Consider the following 15,855-nt stretch of genomic DNA (forward strand, 5'->3'; position numbering starts at 1 on the left):
CGGCTCCGCCAGCGCGCCGATGACACCGGTAGACAACCACCGCGCGCAGCGGCAAGACACCGATCCGCACCACCGAGGGACGACGCTTGTGACCCGATTGACCCGCAGCACGCTCGACCGGCTGCCCGCCGCCGTTTCCGGTCCGATCGGCCGGCCGCTGCGCGAGGTCGGCTACGGGGTCGGTATCGTCCATTTCGGCCCCGGCGCCTTCCACCGCGCGCATCAGGCGGCCTATATCGACACGGTGCTGCAGCACGATCCGCGCTGGGGAATCGCGGCGGTGTCGATGCGCAGCCGCGGCACGGTCGAGGCGCTGGAGCAGCAGGACGGCCTGTACACGCTGGCGATCCGCGACGCCGAGCCGGCGATGCGGGTGATCGGTGCGCATCGCCGCTTCCTCGCCCCCGATGCTGCGGCGGAGACGCATGCGCTGCTCGCCGATCCGGCGGTGACGCTGGTGACGACGACGGTGACCGAAAAGGGCTATTGCCTCGCCGGCGACGGCACGCTCGACCTCGGCCATGCCGATATCGTCCACGATCTCGCCGGCGCCGCGGTGCCGCGCAGCGTGATCGGCTGGATCGTCGCCGGGCTCGCCGCGCGGCGCGATGCGGGGCTGCGGCCGTTCGTGCCGATGCCGTGCGACAATCTCGCCAGCAACGGCGCCAAGCTGCACGCGGCGCTGGTCGCCTTCGCGCGGGTCGGCGATGCGGGCCTCGCCGATTGGATCGCGGGCGAGGTGCGGGTGCCGTCGACGATGGTCGATTCGATCACCCCCGCGTCGGACGAGGCGCTGTACGCGGCGGTCGCGGCGACGATCGGGCTGGAGGATCGCGCCGCCGTCCAGCGCGAGCGGTTCGCGCAATGGGTAATCGAGGATGTCGGTGTGCCGCTCGGCCCCGACCTCGCCGGCGCGGGCGCGACGCTGACCGGCGATGTCGCCGGTTACGAGAAAGCCAAGTTGCGCATCCTCAACGGCGCGCATTCGACGCTCGCCTATCTCGGGCTGCTGCGCGGTCATGCCAGCGTCGCCGAGGCGATGGCCGATGCCGCGCTCGCGGGCTTCGTCGATGCGATGATCCGGCGCGACATCGTGCCGATGCTGCCCGTGGTGGCGGGGCTCGACCTCGACGCCTATCGCCGCGCGGTGCTGGCGCGGTTCCGCAATCCGGCGATCGTCCACCGGCTCGACCAGATCGCCACCGACGGATCGCAGAAGCTGCCCTATCGCCTCGGCGACACGCTCGCCGCGCATCGCGCGGACGGACGGATGCCGGCGCATGTCGTCGCGGCACTGGGCGGCTGGGTCGCGTTCCTGATCGCGCGCGCGCAAGCAGGGGTCGCCATCGCCGATCCCGCCGGCGCGCAGCTTGCCGCCGCGGCGCACGATGCCGATCCGGCGACGGTGGTGCGCCGCCTCGCCGAGGCGGGGCTCGGCCTGCCGCCGCAGGTCGCCGGCGATCCGCCGCTGCTCGCCGCGATCGCGGCGGCGGCGACCGCAGCGCGTGCGCGGCGCTGGGACGCGCTGCTGACCGGCAATGATTCCTAACGCAAAGCCGTTAGTATGAATGGACCCGGGCTTTGGCTTCGCGCGTCTGATGCGCGAAGCCGGCAGCCGCCGGCGCAACTCCATCCGGAGGGTCCCCCTTGGCCGCTTCCTTCGTGCGTCATCTCGAACCGACGCTGCTCCCCGATCCCAAGCGCACCGTCATCCGCCCGTTCCTGCCCGAGGACCCCGATCCGTTCCGCGTCGAGGGGGCGCCGCGCGGCGATCGGATCGTCGATCGGATGCTGGCGATGTCCGATGCGGAGATCGAGGAGCTGGTCGCGGTCGTCGTCGAGGGGCTGGGATCGCGGCATCGCGAAATCCCCGGACTGTTACTGCGCCGCTTCGACGAGGTCGCCGAGCCGCTGAAGCTCGATGCCGGACTGTCGGAATCGCGCAGGATGCTGGTCGGCGCCTATTTCAGCGCCGAATATTCGTTCGAGGCGGCGGCGCTGTTCAACCCGAGCATCGTGCCGCATCCCGACCAGAGCGGCTGCGCCGAGGGCGCGATCCGCTTCGTGCTGTCGCTGCGCGGCATCGGCGAGGGGCATCTGTCGTCGGTCACCTTCCGCACCGGCACCTGGGGTCCGGCGGACGACGACCTCGTTATCGACACGCCCAGCCGGCAGGGCGTGCCGCCGGTGATCGAGGAGCCGTCGATCGAACTGGTCCGCGAGATCGGCGCCAAGGCGCTCGTCCAGCTCAATTGCCGCGATGCGCGCGAGCCGTCGGAGACGGTGCTGTTCCCGGTCGTCGAGAGCCAGAACCGCGGCATCGAGGATCTGCGCCTCGCCCATTTCTGCGACGAGGACGGGCGCGAGACCTATATCGGCACCTATACCGCGGTCGGCGGCCAGGGCGCGCGGCAGGAGGTGTTGCAGACCGACGATTTCCGCCTGTTCCACATGCACCCCGTCGACGGCGCGGTGGCGAGCGGCAAGGGCATGGCGCTGTTCCCGCGCAAGATCGACGGCCAGTTCGCCGCGCTGTTCCGCCACGACAACGAGAATCTGTGGTTCGCCAAGAGCGACACGCCGCTCGCCTGGCCCGATCCGGTGCGGATCATGACGCCGGAATATCCGTGGGAGTTCATCCAGATCGGCAATTGCGGCTCGCCGATCGAGATCGAAGAGGGCTGGCTGGTGCTGACCCATGGCGTGGGCATGGTGCGCAGCTATTGCATCGGCGCCGCGCTGCTCGACCGCGACGATCCGACCAAAATGCTGGGGCGGCTGCCCGAACCGCTGATCGCGCCGGACGGCGAGACGTGGGACGGCTATGTGCCCAACGTCGTCTATTCGTGCGGCGCGCTGGTGCGCGGGCGGACGCTGCTGCTGCCCTATGCGCTCGCCGACGACATGACGAGCTTCGCGATCGCCTCGCTCGACGAGCTGGTCGCGGCGATGCGGTGAGTCCAAATCCTCCCCCGCCAGGGGGAGGTGGCGCGCCGAAGGCGTGACGGAGGGGGAGGACGGGGAGACGCTCGATCACCTGGCTCCCACCCTTTCCTCCCCCTCCGTCAGCGCTTCGCGCTGCCACCTCCCCCTGGCGGGGGAGGGCTTAAGAGTTGGCCCACACCGTCAGCAGCGTGTGCGCGATCGCGTACGGCGGCGGCGGCAGGAACGGGCCGGGCTCGCCGGCCAGCACCGCGCGGACCATGTCGCGCGGGACCCACATCGCATCCTCCAGCTCGTTGGTGTCGAGCGTGATCGCATCGTCCTCCGCCTCGCCGATACAGGCGATCATCAGCGACGAGGGGAAGGGCCAAGGCTGGCTGGCGACGTAGCGGACGTTGCCGACGCGCACGCCGGCTTCCTCGTGGATCTCGCGGGCGACCGCCTCCTCGATCGATTCGGCGGGTTCGAGGAAACCGGCGAGCGCCGAATAGCGGCCCTCCGGCCAGCCCTTGCCGCGGCCGAGCAGGGCGCGGCCGTCATGTTCGGCGATCATGATGACGACCGGGTCGACGCGCGGGAAATGTTCGGTGCCGCAGGCGTCGCATTGCCGCCCCCAGCCGGCGCGGAACGGATGCGTGGTCGATCCGCAGCGCGCGCAGAAGCGGTGGCGGGCGTGCCAGTCGAGCAGGCTGCGCGCCGCGGCATAGGTCGCCGCCTCGCCGGGCTGCAACGCGGCGAGCACCGCCATCAACGCCGGCGAGCGCATCGCCGGCGCGGTGCCCTCGGTCCCCGCGGGCGGGACGACGACGACATGCGCGCGGCCGGCGCCGTCGAGGCCGAGCAGGATCGTCTCCGCCCCCTCGGGCACCGCGGCGAGCGAGGTCCAGGCGAGCAGGCCGTCGGCGGTGACCTCCGGCATCAGCCCGTCGAGCGCGAGCACGCGGGCGTTGCCGTCGAGCTTGGCGGCGAGCGCAACGGGATCGTGGCGCAGCGCATCGGCGCGGTCGAGCGTGCCGCCGGTGAAGCCGGGGGTCATCGGCGGAACCGCGCCATGTCGGCGACGAAGGCGGCGACCGTTTCCTGGCGCAGCGGCCAGCGGTCGGCGGGAAAGTAATTGACCATGATCGTACCACGTACCTTCTTCACGGGATCGACGAAGGCGACCGTGCCGGCGGCACCGCCCCAGCCATAGGTGCCCTTCGACGGCATGCCGCCCGGCCCGTCGGCGAGATAGACCGAGCCGCCCGCGCCATAGCCCATCGGCGTCGCCCGCGCGGTGGCGCCACCGGTGGCGCCGCCGACCCCGCCGAAGGTCACGCCGGCGGGGAGCAGGTTGGACATGGCGAGCCGCACCGTCTCGGGCTTCATGATCCGCACGCCGTCGAGCGTGCCTTCGTCGGCGAGCATGTGGAGGAAACGATCATAGTCGCGCGCCGACATCACCAGCCCGGCGCCGCCATAGGGGAAGCTCGGCGGCTGGAGATAGACCGAGGTCGCGGCGGGATCGAGCGGCACCAGCGCATCGCCGGTGAAGGCGTAATTGGTCGCGAGCCGGCGCGCCTGCGACCGCGGCACGGTCCAGGAGCTCGACGTCATCCGCAGCGGCGCGAAGATGCGCGTGTCGACGAAGCGGTCGAACGGCATGCCGCCGGCGACCTCGATCACCCGGCCCATGACGTCGAGGCCGACCGAATAATTCCACGCCGTTCCCGGCTGCGCGATCAGCGGCGCCTGCGCGACCCGGTCGGCGAATGCGGCGAGCGTCGGCGCGCGGGTGCGGCGCATCGCCGGCTCGACGCTGGCGCTGACCTCGGCGGGGAGGATGCCGAGCCGCTCGTATTCCTTGAGCAGCGCGCCCTTGGCGATGATGTTGTAGGTGAGGCCCGAAGTGTGCGTGAGCAACATGCGGATCGTGATCGGCCGTTCCGCGGGCACGCTGGCGAGGCTCGTCTCCGGGCTGGTCGCGACCCTCATCGTCGCGAAGGCGGGGATATATTTGGCAACGGGGTCGTCGAGGCCGATCTTGCCCTCCTCGATCAGGATCATCGCCGCCATCGCGGTGACCGGCTTGGTCATCGAATAGACGCGCCACAGGCTGTCCGGCGTCGCCGGCGCGGCCTCCGCCTCGGTCGACAGGCGACCGGCCGAGACGAACCAGGTCGGCCGGTCGCCGACGCCGAACGCCGCGACGATGCCGGGCATCTTGCCGTCGCGGACATAGCCGTCGAACAGCGCCTGCGTCTGCGGCAGCGCGGCGGTCTGCGTCGTCGGGGCGGGCGGTTGCAGCGCCTGCCCGCCGATCGCGGCGGTGGTGGCCAGGGCGACGAGGGCCAGTCCGGCGATCATGTTGCGCGTCATCCGTCTCTCCTCAGCACCGCCGCCGCGGCCTTGGCGAACACCGTCGGCAGGCCGGCGCGGTCGAGCTCCGCGATCGGCCACCATTCGCCCGCCTGATGCGCGTCCGTCCGGGCGACGGCAAGCGCCAGTTGCAGGTCGAAATGGGTGAAGCCATGCGCCACCGTCGCGTTGCGCATCTCCCAGTCGGCGGCGAGCGGCGCATCGGCGAGCCCCGGCGGCGCCCCGACCCACGGCCCGGTCGGCAGCGCGCGCATCCCGCCGAGCAATCCCTTGTCCGGCCTGGTGACGAGCAGCACGCTGCCGTCGCGTTCGACCCAGAAGATCGTGCCATGGCGTTGCGGCTTGGCCTTCTTCTTCGCCTTGACCGGCAGCGCCTCGGGCGCGCCCTCCCGCACGCCGAGACATTCCGGTTCGAGCGGGCAGAGCAGGCAGGATGGTGCCTTCGGCGTGCAGATGCCCGAGCCAAGGTCCATCATCGCCTGGGCGAAGTCGCCGGCCCGGTCGTCGGGGGTGATCCGGTCGGCGGCGGCGCGGATCGCGACGCGCGCGCCGGGCAAAGGCGTGCGGATCGCGAACAGCCGCGCGACGACGCGCTCGACATTGGCATCGACCACCACCGCGCGCTTGCCGAAGGCGATCGCCGCCACCGCCGCGGCGGTATAGGCGCCGAGTCCCGGCAGCGTGCGCAACACCGCCTCGTCCTGCGGGAAGACGCCGCCGTGATCGGCGACCACCGCCTTCGCCGCGGCGACCAGATTGCGCGCGCGGGCATAATAACCGAGCCCCGCCCAGGCGGCCATGACCTCGGCATCCTCCGCGGCGGCGAGGCTGGCGAAATCGGGCCAGCGCGCCACCCACGCCGCGAATCGCGGGCACACCGCGGCGACCGTCGTCTGCTGCAGCATCACCTCCGACAGCCAGACGCGATAGGGATCGGGCGTTACGCCGGGCAGCGCGCGCCATGGCAGCGCGCGACGATGGCGATCGTACCAGGCGAGCAGCGCCGGGGAAATCGCCGCGGGGTCGGGATAAGAGCGAGTAGCGTCCACGACTTGGCTATGGCATGGGACCGCCGATGAGCAAGCGCGTCCGCGCCCCCGATGTCGAGCCCCCCCGCCAGAACCGCGCCCGCGCGGTCAGCGAATTGCTGCCCGCGATCCATGGCGCCGCCTTCAAGCGGTTCGGCTTCGTGCAGAGCGCGCTGGTGACGCGCTGGCCGGAGATCGTCGGCACCCGCTGGGCCGCCGCCTCCGCACCCGAATCGCTGCGCTTCCCGCCGGGCAAGAAGGCCGAGGGCGTGCTGACGATCGTCGTGCGCGGTGCGCATGCGCCGATGATGCAGCATATCGCGCCCGAGATCGTCGAGCGGGTCAACCGCTTCTTCGGCTATGCCGCGGTGGCGCGGCTGACGATCCGCCAGGGCGAGGTCGCCAAGCCGATGCCGCGCAGCGCGCCGACGGCGCTCAAGCCCGCCCCCGCAGAGATCGGCGACGGGCTGAAGGCGATCGCCGATCCCGAATTGCGCGCGGTGCTCGAATCGCTCGCCGCCGGGGTCCACGCCACCCGCGGCATTCCCAAGATAGGATGAGCCCTGTCATGCCCCACCGCCTGCGCTTCGTTCCCGCCGTCGCCTTGCTGCTCGCCGCCGCGCCGGCGACCGACTGGAACCAGGTCGCCCGGCCGACCGCCAAGGGCGCCTATGTCTTCGGCAACCCCGCCGCGCCGATCAAGCTGGTCGAATATGGCAGCTACACCTGTTCGCATTGCGCCGATTTCGCCAATGAGAGCGCACCGGTGCTCAAGGGGCAGATGATCCGCTCGGGCAAGGTCAGCCTCGAATATCGCCATCTGATCCGCGATCCGGCCGATCTCGGCGCGGCGATCCTCGCGCGGTGCGCGGGGCCGCACGGCTTCGGCGCGGCGCATGCGATGATCTTCGCGACGCAGGCGACGTGGCTGCCCAAATTGGGCACGTATCAGCAGGCGCATCCCGACATCGACGCCAAGCCGCTGCTCGACCAGGCGCGCGCCTATATGGAGGCCGCCGGGCTGACCGCGGCGATGCGCGCGCGCGGCCTGACGCCGGCGAGGATCAACGTCTGTTTCGCCGACAAGGCCGAGGTGGCGCGGATCACCGCAATGACCGGCGACGCGCCGGTCGAGGTGCGCAGCACGCCGACCTTCTACCTCAACGGCGAAGTCCAGCCGCCCGCCGGCTGGGACAAGCTCGAACCCATCCTGCGCGCCAAGGGCGCCAAATAAGTGGCCAGATATATGGAGCGTAACCCGATGAAAATGCTTGCGTCGCTTCTCGTCCTCCCGCTGGCGCTGGCCGGCTGCTCGAAGGAGGCGGGAACGCCGACCGCACCCGCCAGCCCCGCCGCCTCGGTCGCCGCGCCCGCCGGGCAGAGCTGGACCGAGACCGCGGCGCGCACCGCCGAGGGGACGATCGTCGGCAACCCCAATGCGCCGATCAAGCTGGTCGAATATGGCTCGCGCCTGTGCCCGACCTGCGGTGCGCTCGCGCGCGAAGGCTTCGCGCCGCTGCTCGACAAATATGTGAAGACCGGCAAGGTCAGCTTCGAATATCGCGAGTTCCTGGTCCACGGCGCGCCCGATCTGCCGCCGGCGCTGCTCGGCAATTGCACCGATCCTTCGACCTTCTTCGCGATCCTCGAGCAGATGTATCAGGCGCAGGAGGGCTTCAACACCAAGCTGCAGGCGATGCCGCAGCCGACGCAGCAGCAATTGCAGACCGCCAAGCCGGTCGACGCAATCCGCATCATGGCCGAGCAGATGGGGCTGGTCGACTTCGCCAAGCAGCGCGGCATCCCCGAGGCCAAGGCGCGCGCCTGCCTCGCCGACATGACGCAGATCGACCGCTGGACCAAGCAGACGCAGGACAAGAGCGCCGACGGCACCGTCACCGGCACGCCGACGCTGATCCTCAACGGCAAGAAGATCGACGCGCTGAGCTGGGGCCAGCTCGAGCCGTTGCTGAAGGCGGCGGGGGCTTAAATCTCGCGCGGCGGCGCGGAGTGGTGGGTTCACGCGGGAAGAAGGATTTTGCGCGCAGAGGCGCAGAGACGCAGAGGGGTCATGCCCGGCGCGTAGCGCCCCTCTCCCCTCGCAGCTCCCCCCCCGCCGTTCGCCCTGAGCCTGTCGAAGGGCAGGTGAGACCCAAGCCCTTCGACAAGCTCAGGGCGAACGGGCGTGGCGGTCGCAAAGGCCGACCACCGAGCGCCCCCTCTGCGTCTCTGCGCCTCTGCGCGAACCCATCTTCTTCCCTTCGCGCCTTCGCGCCCCCCTCTTGCAACGGCGCGCCATAAACGGCACCCGGACAGCGTGCAGATCAAGCGGCTCCGCATCGCCGGGTTCAAGAGCTTCGTCGATCCGGCCGACCTCGCCATCGAGCGCGGGCTGACCGGAGTCGTCGGGCCGAACGGCTGCGGCAAATCCAATTTGCTCGAGGCGCTGCGCTGGACGATGGGCGAGAACAGCGCGAAATCGCTGCGCGGCGCGGGGATGGAGGACGTGATCTTCGCCGGCACCGCGACGCGGCCGCCGCGCGATTTCGCCGAGGTCGCGATCCTGCTCGACGGTGCCGACGGCGAGGAACGCGAGGTCGTCCGCCGCATCGAGCGCGGTGCAGGCAGCGCCTATCGCATCGACGGCCGCGACGTCCGTGCCAAGGACGTCGGCCTGTTGTTCGCCGATGCCGCGACCGGCGCACACAGCCCGGCGCTGGTCAGCCAGAACCGGATCGGCGCGGTGATCGCCGCCAAGCCCGCCGAGCGCCGCGCGATGCTGGAGGAAGCGGCGGGGATCGCCGGGCTGCACGTCCGCCGCCGCGACGCCGAGCAGAAATTGCGCGCCACCGAGGCCAATCTGGTGCGGCTCGACGAACTGATCGCCGATCAGGACGCACGCGCCGCGGCGTTGCGCCGGCAGGCGCGCGCGGCGGAACGCTATCGCAATTTGTCCGAACAGATCCGCATCGCCGAGGCGCGGACGATCTTCGCGCGCTGGCGCGAGGCGGTCGCTGCCGCGGAAGCGGCCAAGGCGGAGGCGGCAGCGGCCGAGGAGGCGGTCACCGCCGCCGCCGCCGCCGAACGGACCGCCGCCGCCGCGCAGCACGATGCCGCCGCCGCGGTCGTCGGCGCGCGTGCCGCCGCGCTCGCCGCACGCGACCGGGCGAGCGAGGCGGGCCATGCGCTCGCCGCCTTGCGCACCGAGCGGGAGGCGGCGGCGCGGCGGGTCGCCGAGCTGGCCGAGGCGCGCGCGCGGATCGCCGAGGATCGCGCGCGCGAGGGAACGCTCGCCGCCGATGCCGCGGCGGCGCTGGCGCGGCTCGCGGAGGAAGGCAAGGCGCTCGACCGCGCGATCGCCGCCGCTGCCGAAGAGGCGCCGATGCTGGCCGCGACGCTGGCCGATGCGGAGCGCGACGCGCGCGATGCCGAGGTCGCGCTGGCGCAGGGCATGGCGCGGCAGGCGAGCGAGGCGGCGGAGGCACGCGTGGCCGATGCCGCGCTCGCGGCGGCACGGTCGCGCGCGGATCGGGCGCAGCGCGACGCGGCGCAGGTCGCGCAGGCGATCGCCGCGCTCGGCGATGCCGCCCCCCTCGCCGCCGCGCGTGAGGAGGCCGCCGGCAAACGGCGGGATGCCGCACAGGCCGCCGACCGTGCGCGAACGGGGCTTGCCGAGGCCGAGGCGGCGGAACGCGCAGCGATCGCCGGGCGGGACGGTGCCGAGACGGCGCGGGCGGCGGCGCGCGCCGATCTCGCCGCGCTCGACAGCGAGGCGGCGGCGCTGACCAAGGCGACGCAGCGCAACGGGCGCGACCGGCTGCTCGACCATGTCGTCCCGGCAGCGGGCTTCGAGCGCGCGCTGGCGGCGGCGCTTGGCGACGATCTCGACGTCGGGCTCGACGCGTGGACGGGCGCGGCGGTGCGGCCGGAGGACCCGGCGGCGCCTGCCGGTTCCGAAGCGCTGGCGATGCGGGTCGAGGCACCGGCAGCGCTCGCGCGGCGGCTCGCGCAGACCTTCGTCGGCGCGGATACCGGTCAGGCGCTCGCGGTCGGGCAACGGCTGGTGACGCGCGACGGGCAGCTACGGCGCTGGGACGGGTTCGTCGCGAGCGGCAGCGGCGCGGCGGCGGCGGAACGGCTCGAACGGCTCAACCGGTTGAAGGCGCTGGCCGCGGCGCGGCCGGCCGCCGTCGCCGCGCTGGAGACGGCGGAGGCGGCGCGGGCGGCGGTCGATCGCGCGATCGCCGCGGCGCGGGCGACGGCACAGGCGACGCGGACGGAGCTGACGCAGGCGGAGACCGCCGGCCGCGACGCCGAGCGCGCCGAGGATCGCGCCGCGAGTGCGCTCGAACGGCTCGCCGGCCAGCGTGCCGATCTCGACGCCCGCGCCGCACGGATCGCCGACGAACTGGCCGAGGCGGTCGCCGACCGCACGCGCGCGCAGGCGACGCGCGATGCGCTGCCGGATGGGCGGGAGAGTGACGCGGCGGTCGCGGCGCTCGCCCGTACCGCCGATGAGCGGCGCGGCGCGGTGGCACAGGCGCGCGAACGCCGCGCGACGCTCGACCGCGCGGTACAGGCGAATCGCGAGCGGCTCGCTGCGGCGCAGGCGGACGGGCGGAGCTGGCGCGCGCGCGCCGGCGAAGCGGCCAAGCGCATCGCCGAGATGGACAAGCGCGACGCCGCGCTCGCCGCCACCGCGGCGGAGGTGGCGGACCGGCCCGCCGCGCTCGCCGCGGCGATCGATGCGCAGGAGGCGGATCACGGCGCCGCGCGCGCCGCCGCCGAAACCGCGGCCGCCGCGGAGCGCGACGCCGAGACGGTGCTACGCCGTGCCGAAGAGGCGCAACGTCGCGCGATCGAGACGCTCAGCCAGGCGCGCGAGGCGCGCGCCGGCACCACCGCGCGGCTGGAGAATCACGCGCAGCGGCGGGTCGAGCTCGGCCGGCTGGCAGGCGAACGGTTCGAATGTCCGGCGCCGGTGTTGCCCGAACGGCTCGGCTTCGCGGTTGCCGAGGTACGCGGCCCCGCCGAGGAAGCCGCGACGCACGACCGGCTCACCGCGGATCGCGAGCGGATCGGGCCGGTCAACCTCGTCGCCGAGCGCGAACTCGCCGAGCTGGAAGGCGCGAGCCGGACCAATGCCGCCGAGCGCGACGAACTGGGGCAGGCGGTGAACCGGCTGCGCGGCTCGATCGGCACGCTCAACCGCGAGGGGCGGCAGCGGCTGCTCGCCGCCTTCGCGGCGGTCGACGGACATTTCCGGCGGCTGTTCAGCACCTTGTTCGACGGCGGCGCGGCGCATCTCGAACTGGTCGATTCGGACGATCCGCTTGAGGCGGGGCTCGAGATCCTCGCGCAGCCGCCGGGAAAGCGGCTGCAATCCTTGACGCTGTTGTCGGGGGGCGAACAGGCGCTGACCGCGGTGGCGCTGATCTTCGCTTTGTTCCTGACGAACCCTGCGCCGATCTGCGTGCTCGACGAGGTCGACGCGCCGCTCGACGACGCCAATATCGAGCGATTCTGCGACCTGCTCGACCGCATGTCGCGCGAGACCGACACCCGCTATCTGATCGTCACGCACAATGCGGTGACGATGAGCCGGATGCACCGCCTGTTCGGCGTGACGATGGTCGAGCGCGGCGTCAGCCGGCTGGTGTCGGTCGACCTCGGCGGCGCGACGTCACTGCTGGCGGCTGAATAGCCGGCACTCGCTCCTTCCCGTTCGCCCTGAGCCTGTCGAAGGGCCTGAGACTCACCTGCCCTTCGACAGGCTCAGGGCAAACGGCAGTAATTGGGGTTTGCGCGGCCCCATCACCCCCGCCGCCCGCGCAGCAGGTCGGCGAGCACCCGGCCCGTATACAGCAGGCACATTTCCTGATGGACCGCGGCGGCGGCGGGATGATTCGCCTGGATCGCACGGACCGCTTCGACGAACGATCGGTCGGACAGATAGGGCGTGTCGTTGCGGGTCATGGCGCGTTCCTCTTCCATCCCCCTGCCCGATCCTGTCTGCACGACGCGGATTGCGGCCGTGTTGCCGGCGATGAAAATCGTGTTTCCACCGCCCCTTGTTCCAAAGGGTCGCGGAACGTATATCGAACGGATGGCCCAGCTCGACACCCGTGAAAAGCTGGCGATCCTCGCCGATGCGGCGAAATATGATGCGTCCTGCGCCTCGTCCGGCACCGCCAAGCGCGACAGCCGCGACGGCAAGGGGCTGGGATCGACTGAGGGCATGGGCATCTGCCACGCCTATGCGCCCGACGGCCGCTGTATCAGCCTGCTCAAGATCCTGCTGACGAACAGCTGCATCTTCGACTGCCATTATTGCATCAACCGCAAGAGCAGCAACGTCCGCCGCGCGCGCTTCACCGCGCAGGAGGTCGTCAACCTCACCATTTCGTTCTACAAGCGCAATTACATCGAGGGGCTGTTCCTCTCCTCGGGCATCATCAAGTCATCGAACTATACGATGGAGCAGATGGTGGAGGTCGCGCGGTCGTTGCGCGAGGACCATCACTTCCGCGGCTATATCCACCTCAAGACGATCCCCGACGCCGATCCCGAACTGGTGCATCAGGCGGGGCTGTACGCCGATCGCGTCTCGATCAACGTCGAGCTGCCCACGGTCAGCGGGCTGAAGCGGCTTGCCCCCGAAAAGGACGGCGCGCGGATCGAGGGTGCGATGAAGGACGTCAAGACGTCGATCGCCGACAATGGCGATGCCCGCAAGAAGTACAAATCCGCACCGCGCTTTGCCCCCGCCGGCCAGTCGACGCAGATGATCGTCGGCGCCGATGCCGCGACTGACGGCGAGATCGTCACCCGCGCCTCGACGCTTTACGACCGGTTCGGGCTGCGTCGCGTCTATTACAGCGCGTTCAGCCCGATCCCCGATGCGAGCACGGTGCTGCCGCTGCAGCGCCCGCCGCTGATGCGCGAGCATCGCCTGTATCAATCCGACTGGCTGATGCGCTTCTACGATTACAGCCCGCACGAGGTGGTCGCCGCGGCGGACGATGCGACCGGCATGCTGCCGCTCGACATCGACCCCAAGCTCGCCTGGGCGCTGAAATTTCGCGAGAGCTTCCCGGTCGACGTCAACCGCGCGCCGCGCGAGATGCTGCTGCGTGTGCCGGGGCTGGGCGTGAAGGCGGTCGACCGGATCGTCGCCAGCCGGCGCTGGCGGCGGCTGCGGCTCGACGATGTCGCGCGGCTGACGGTGAGCGTCACGAAAGTGCGGCCGTTCATCGTCGCCGAGGACTGGCGGCCGGTACTGCTCACCGATCGCGCCGATCTCAAGCCGCTCGTCGCGCCCAGGCGCCAGCAGCTCGAATTGTTCGCCGCATGAGAATGACTCACAGGTGAAACGCCCCGCGTCCTCGCCGGTTGGTTGCCGCGAAGGAGATACGATCATGGCGCTGGCGCAGATCTACGCGGACCTGAAACGCGATCACGACAAGCAACGCGGTATGCTGAAGCAGCTCGCCGACCTGCAGGGCGCGAGCGACGAGCGGCAGCAGCTGTTCGAGGCGTTCCGCCTCGAAATCCAGAGCCATGCCGCCGCCGAGGAGGAATCGCTCTACGCGACGATGCTGCGCGATCCGGAGCTGCGCGACGATGCGCGTCATTCGGTGAGCGAGCACAAGGAAGTCGACGACCTGCTCGGCGAGATGGCCGACGAAGAGTTCGGTTCGGATGCGTGGAGCGAGAAATTCTTCCACATGCGCCGCCGCTACGAGCATCACATCACCGAGGAAGAGGAAGAGATGTTCCCCGCCGCCGCCGAGGAACTCGACGACAGCACCGAGGCGGAGCTCGCGACGATCTACGAGGAGCGCAAGCCCGAGGAGCTGGAGATCGCCAGGGACAATCCGCCCGGCGGCGACGAGCGGGACTGATCCGGCATGCGGTTGGCGACCCTCCCCGCGCCCGACGATTTCGACGCCTGGCGCGATACCGCGCGGGCGCTCGCGGCGGGGGACGTGCCGCCGGACGACGTGGTGTGGCAGGTCGGCGATACCCCCGCCGACCTGTTCGCCGCCGCCGCCGAGGAATCGGCTCCGCCGCCGCCGGTCGGGACGCTGTCGGTGCCGCGCGCGTTCATCGACCTCGCGCGCAGCGTGGTGATGGCGGCCGAGCCCGAGCGGTTCGCCTTGCTCTATACCGTGCTGCACCGGCTGCGCCGCGAACCCAAGCTGATGGAGGATCACGCCGATCCACTCATCCGCAAGCTGGAGGTGATCGCCAAGAATGTCCGTCGCGACATCCACAAGATGCGCGCCTTCCTGCGCTTTCGTGAGGTCGCCGACGACGATGGCGCCAGCCGCTACGTCGCCTGGTTCGAGCCCGAACATCATATCGTCCGCGCCAACGCCGCCTTCTTCGTCAACCGCTTCGCCAGCATGCGCTGGTCGATCCTGACGCCCGAGGTGTCGCTGCACTGGGACGGCAAGGCGCTTTCGGAAGGGCCGGGCGCGAGCAAAGGCGACGCCCCCGACGGCGATCCCACCGAAGAGGTGTGGAAGACCTATTATGCCAGCATCTTCAACCCGGCACGCGTCAAGGTCGGCGCGATGCTCAAGGAGATGCCGCGCAAATATTGGAAGAACATGCCGGAGACGGCGCTCGTCGGGCAATTGATCGCCGGCGCGCAGGCACGGGAGAGCGGGATGATCACCCAGTCACGCGAGGCGCCGACGATCGGCGACAATGTGCAGGCGGCCTGGGCGGCGCTGCGCGACGAGGCGGCGACGTGCACCCGCTGCCATCTCTACAAACATGCGACGCAGACGGTGTTCGGCGAGGGGCCGGTCGATGCGCGGATGATGTTCGTCGGCGAACAGCCCGGCGATCAGGAGGATCTCGCCGGCACGCCATTCGTCGGTCCGGCGGGGCAGGTGTTCAACCGCGCGATCGCCGCGGCGGAGATCGACCGGTCGCGCGTCTACGTCACCAATGCGGTCAAGCATTTCAAGTTCGAACAGCGCGGCAAGCGCCGCATCCACGCCAAGCCCGATACCGGAGAGATCCAGGCGTGCCGCTGGTGGATCGAGCAGGAGCAGATGCTGGTCCGCCCGCAGGTGACGGTGGCACTCGGCGCGACGGCGGGCCGCTCGCTGTTCGGGCGGGCGGTGACGATCGGTCGCGAGCGCGGGCAGGCGCTGCGGCTGCCGGAGGGTGGCGAGGCGTGGATCACCGTGCATCCGAGCTATCTCCTCCGCCTGCCCGACCCGGCGCAGAAGGAGGACGAATTCGCGCGGTTCGTCGAGGATCTGAAGAAGGCGAAGGCGGCGGCGGGGTAAGCCGGGTGGGGGGATCGCCGCAAGCGCGGTGCGTGTGGAAGCCCCCCTCCGTCACGGCTGTGCCGTGCCACCTCCCCGTGCCGGGGAGGAATTGTGATTATTCCTCCCCCGCCAGGGGGAGGTGGCGCCGCGAAGCGGTGACGGAGGGGGAGGAAAGGGCTTGAGCTTTGTAACAGCGCTCCCGCCCTTTCCTCCCCCTCCACCATTCGGCTCGCGCC

General features: G+C 71.0%; 13 protein-coding genes. 9 read left to right on the plus strand and 4 right to left on the minus strand.

Annotation, left to right across the window (positions count from 1 at the left end; genetic code table 11):
• Nucleotides 1-88: 88 nt before the first annotated feature.
• Both AC07U4_RS08190 and AC07U4_RS08195 read left to right on the plus strand, forming a co-directional pair.
• A complete protein-coding gene (locus AC07U4_RS08190) occupies nucleotides 89-1,549 on the plus strand; it encodes a mannitol dehydrogenase family protein (protein WP_495195080.1) in 1,461 nt (486 codons plus the stop codon).
• 98 nt (nucleotides 1,550-1,647) lie between these two features.
• Entirely contained in the window at nucleotides 1,648-2,958 is a 1,311-nt protein-coding gene (locus AC07U4_RS08195) for a glycoside hydrolase family 130 protein (protein WP_495195081.1), read from the plus strand.
• 148 nt (nucleotides 2,959-3,106) lie between these two features.
• Here AC07U4_RS08195 and nudC read toward each other — a convergent pair whose 3' ends face one another.
• The 3 genes from nudC to AC07U4_RS08210 are packed head-to-tail and all read right to left on the minus strand — an operon-like array spanning nucleotide 3,107 to nucleotide 6,350.
• The gene (gene nudC / locus AC07U4_RS08200; RefSeq protein WP_038664931.1) at nucleotides 3,107-3,979 is read right to left on the minus strand and encodes an NAD(+) diphosphatase; all 873 of its coding nucleotides are present in this window, start codon (nucleotides 3,977-3,979) and stop codon (nucleotides 3,107-3,109) included.
• A complete protein-coding gene (locus AC07U4_RS08205) occupies nucleotides 3,976-5,301 on the minus strand; it encodes a serine hydrolase domain-containing protein (protein WP_495195082.1) in 1,326 nt (441 codons plus the stop codon). Before AC07U4_RS08205 ends, nudC begins: the two co-directional genes overlap by 4 nt.
• Nucleotides 5,298-6,350 (minus strand): A/G-specific adenine glycosylase, encoded by a 1,053-nt coding sequence (locus AC07U4_RS08210; RefSeq protein WP_495195083.1) that lies wholly within the window; start codon nucleotides 6,348-6,350, stop codon nucleotides 5,298-5,300. The genes AC07U4_RS08205 and AC07U4_RS08210 overlap by 4 nt, the downstream gene beginning before the upstream one ends.
• A 14-nt stretch (nucleotides 6,351-6,364) precedes the next feature.
• Here AC07U4_RS08210 and AC07U4_RS08215 point away from each other — a divergent pair, with 14 nt between their 5' ends.
• From AC07U4_RS08215 to AC07U4_RS08230, 4 genes are all read left to right on the plus strand, one after another.
• The gene (locus AC07U4_RS08215) at nucleotides 6,365-6,889 is read left to right on the plus strand and encodes a DUF721 domain-containing protein (protein WP_038664925.1); all 525 of its coding nucleotides are present in this window, start codon (nucleotides 6,365-6,367) and stop codon (nucleotides 6,887-6,889) included.
• An 8-nt stretch (nucleotides 6,890-6,897) separates the two neighbouring features.
• Complete coding sequence (locus tag AC07U4_RS08220; RefSeq protein WP_495195084.1) at nucleotides 6,898-7,563, plus strand: DsbA family protein; 666 nt, start codon at nucleotides 6,898-6,900, stop codon at nucleotides 7,561-7,563.
• A gap of 27 nt (nucleotides 7,564-7,590) precedes the next feature.
• Nucleotides 7,591-8,319, plus strand: coding sequence for a thioredoxin domain-containing protein (locus AC07U4_RS08225; RefSeq protein ID WP_495195085.1), 729 nt, complete (start codon nucleotides 7,591-7,593; stop codon nucleotides 8,317-8,319).
• 327 nt (nucleotides 8,320-8,646) lie between these two features.
• Entirely contained in the window at nucleotides 8,647-12,033 is a 3,387-nt protein-coding gene (locus tag AC07U4_RS08230) for a chromosome segregation SMC family protein (protein ID WP_495195086.1), read from the plus strand.
• A 110-nt stretch (nucleotides 12,034-12,143) separates the two neighbouring features.
• On the opposite strand, the gene AC07U4_RS08235 is transcribed toward AC07U4_RS08230, so the two are convergent.
• Nucleotides 12,144-12,305, minus strand: a complete 162-nt coding sequence (locus AC07U4_RS08235; RefSeq protein WP_495195087.1) for a hypothetical protein — start codon at nucleotides 12,303-12,305, stop codon at nucleotides 12,144-12,146.
• A 130-nt stretch (nucleotides 12,306-12,435) separates the two neighbouring features.
• Here AC07U4_RS08235 and AC07U4_RS08240 point away from each other — a divergent pair, with 130 nt between their 5' ends.
• The 3 genes from AC07U4_RS08240 (at nucleotide 12,436) to AC07U4_RS08250 (ending at nucleotide 15,637) form a co-directional block, all read left to right on the plus strand.
• On the plus strand, nucleotides 12,436-13,683 hold the full coding sequence (locus AC07U4_RS08240; protein WP_038664909.1) for a putative DNA modification/repair radical SAM protein: 1,248 nt from the start codon (nucleotides 12,436-12,438) through the stop codon (nucleotides 13,681-13,683).
• A gap of 64 nt (nucleotides 13,684-13,747) precedes the next feature.
• The gene (locus tag AC07U4_RS08245) at nucleotides 13,748-14,233 is read left to right on the plus strand and encodes a hemerythrin domain-containing protein (protein ID WP_495195088.1); all 486 of its coding nucleotides are present in this window, start codon (nucleotides 13,748-13,750) and stop codon (nucleotides 14,231-14,233) included.
• A 6-nt stretch (nucleotides 14,234-14,239) separates the two neighbouring features.
• The gene (locus AC07U4_RS08250) at nucleotides 14,240-15,637 is read left to right on the plus strand and encodes a UdgX family uracil-DNA binding protein (protein WP_495195089.1); all 1,398 of its coding nucleotides are present in this window, start codon (nucleotides 14,240-14,242) and stop codon (nucleotides 15,635-15,637) included.
• Nucleotides 15,638-15,855 lie beyond the last annotated feature (218 nt).

The organism is Sphingomonas sp. GW821-FHT02B09, from assembly GCF_059421875.1.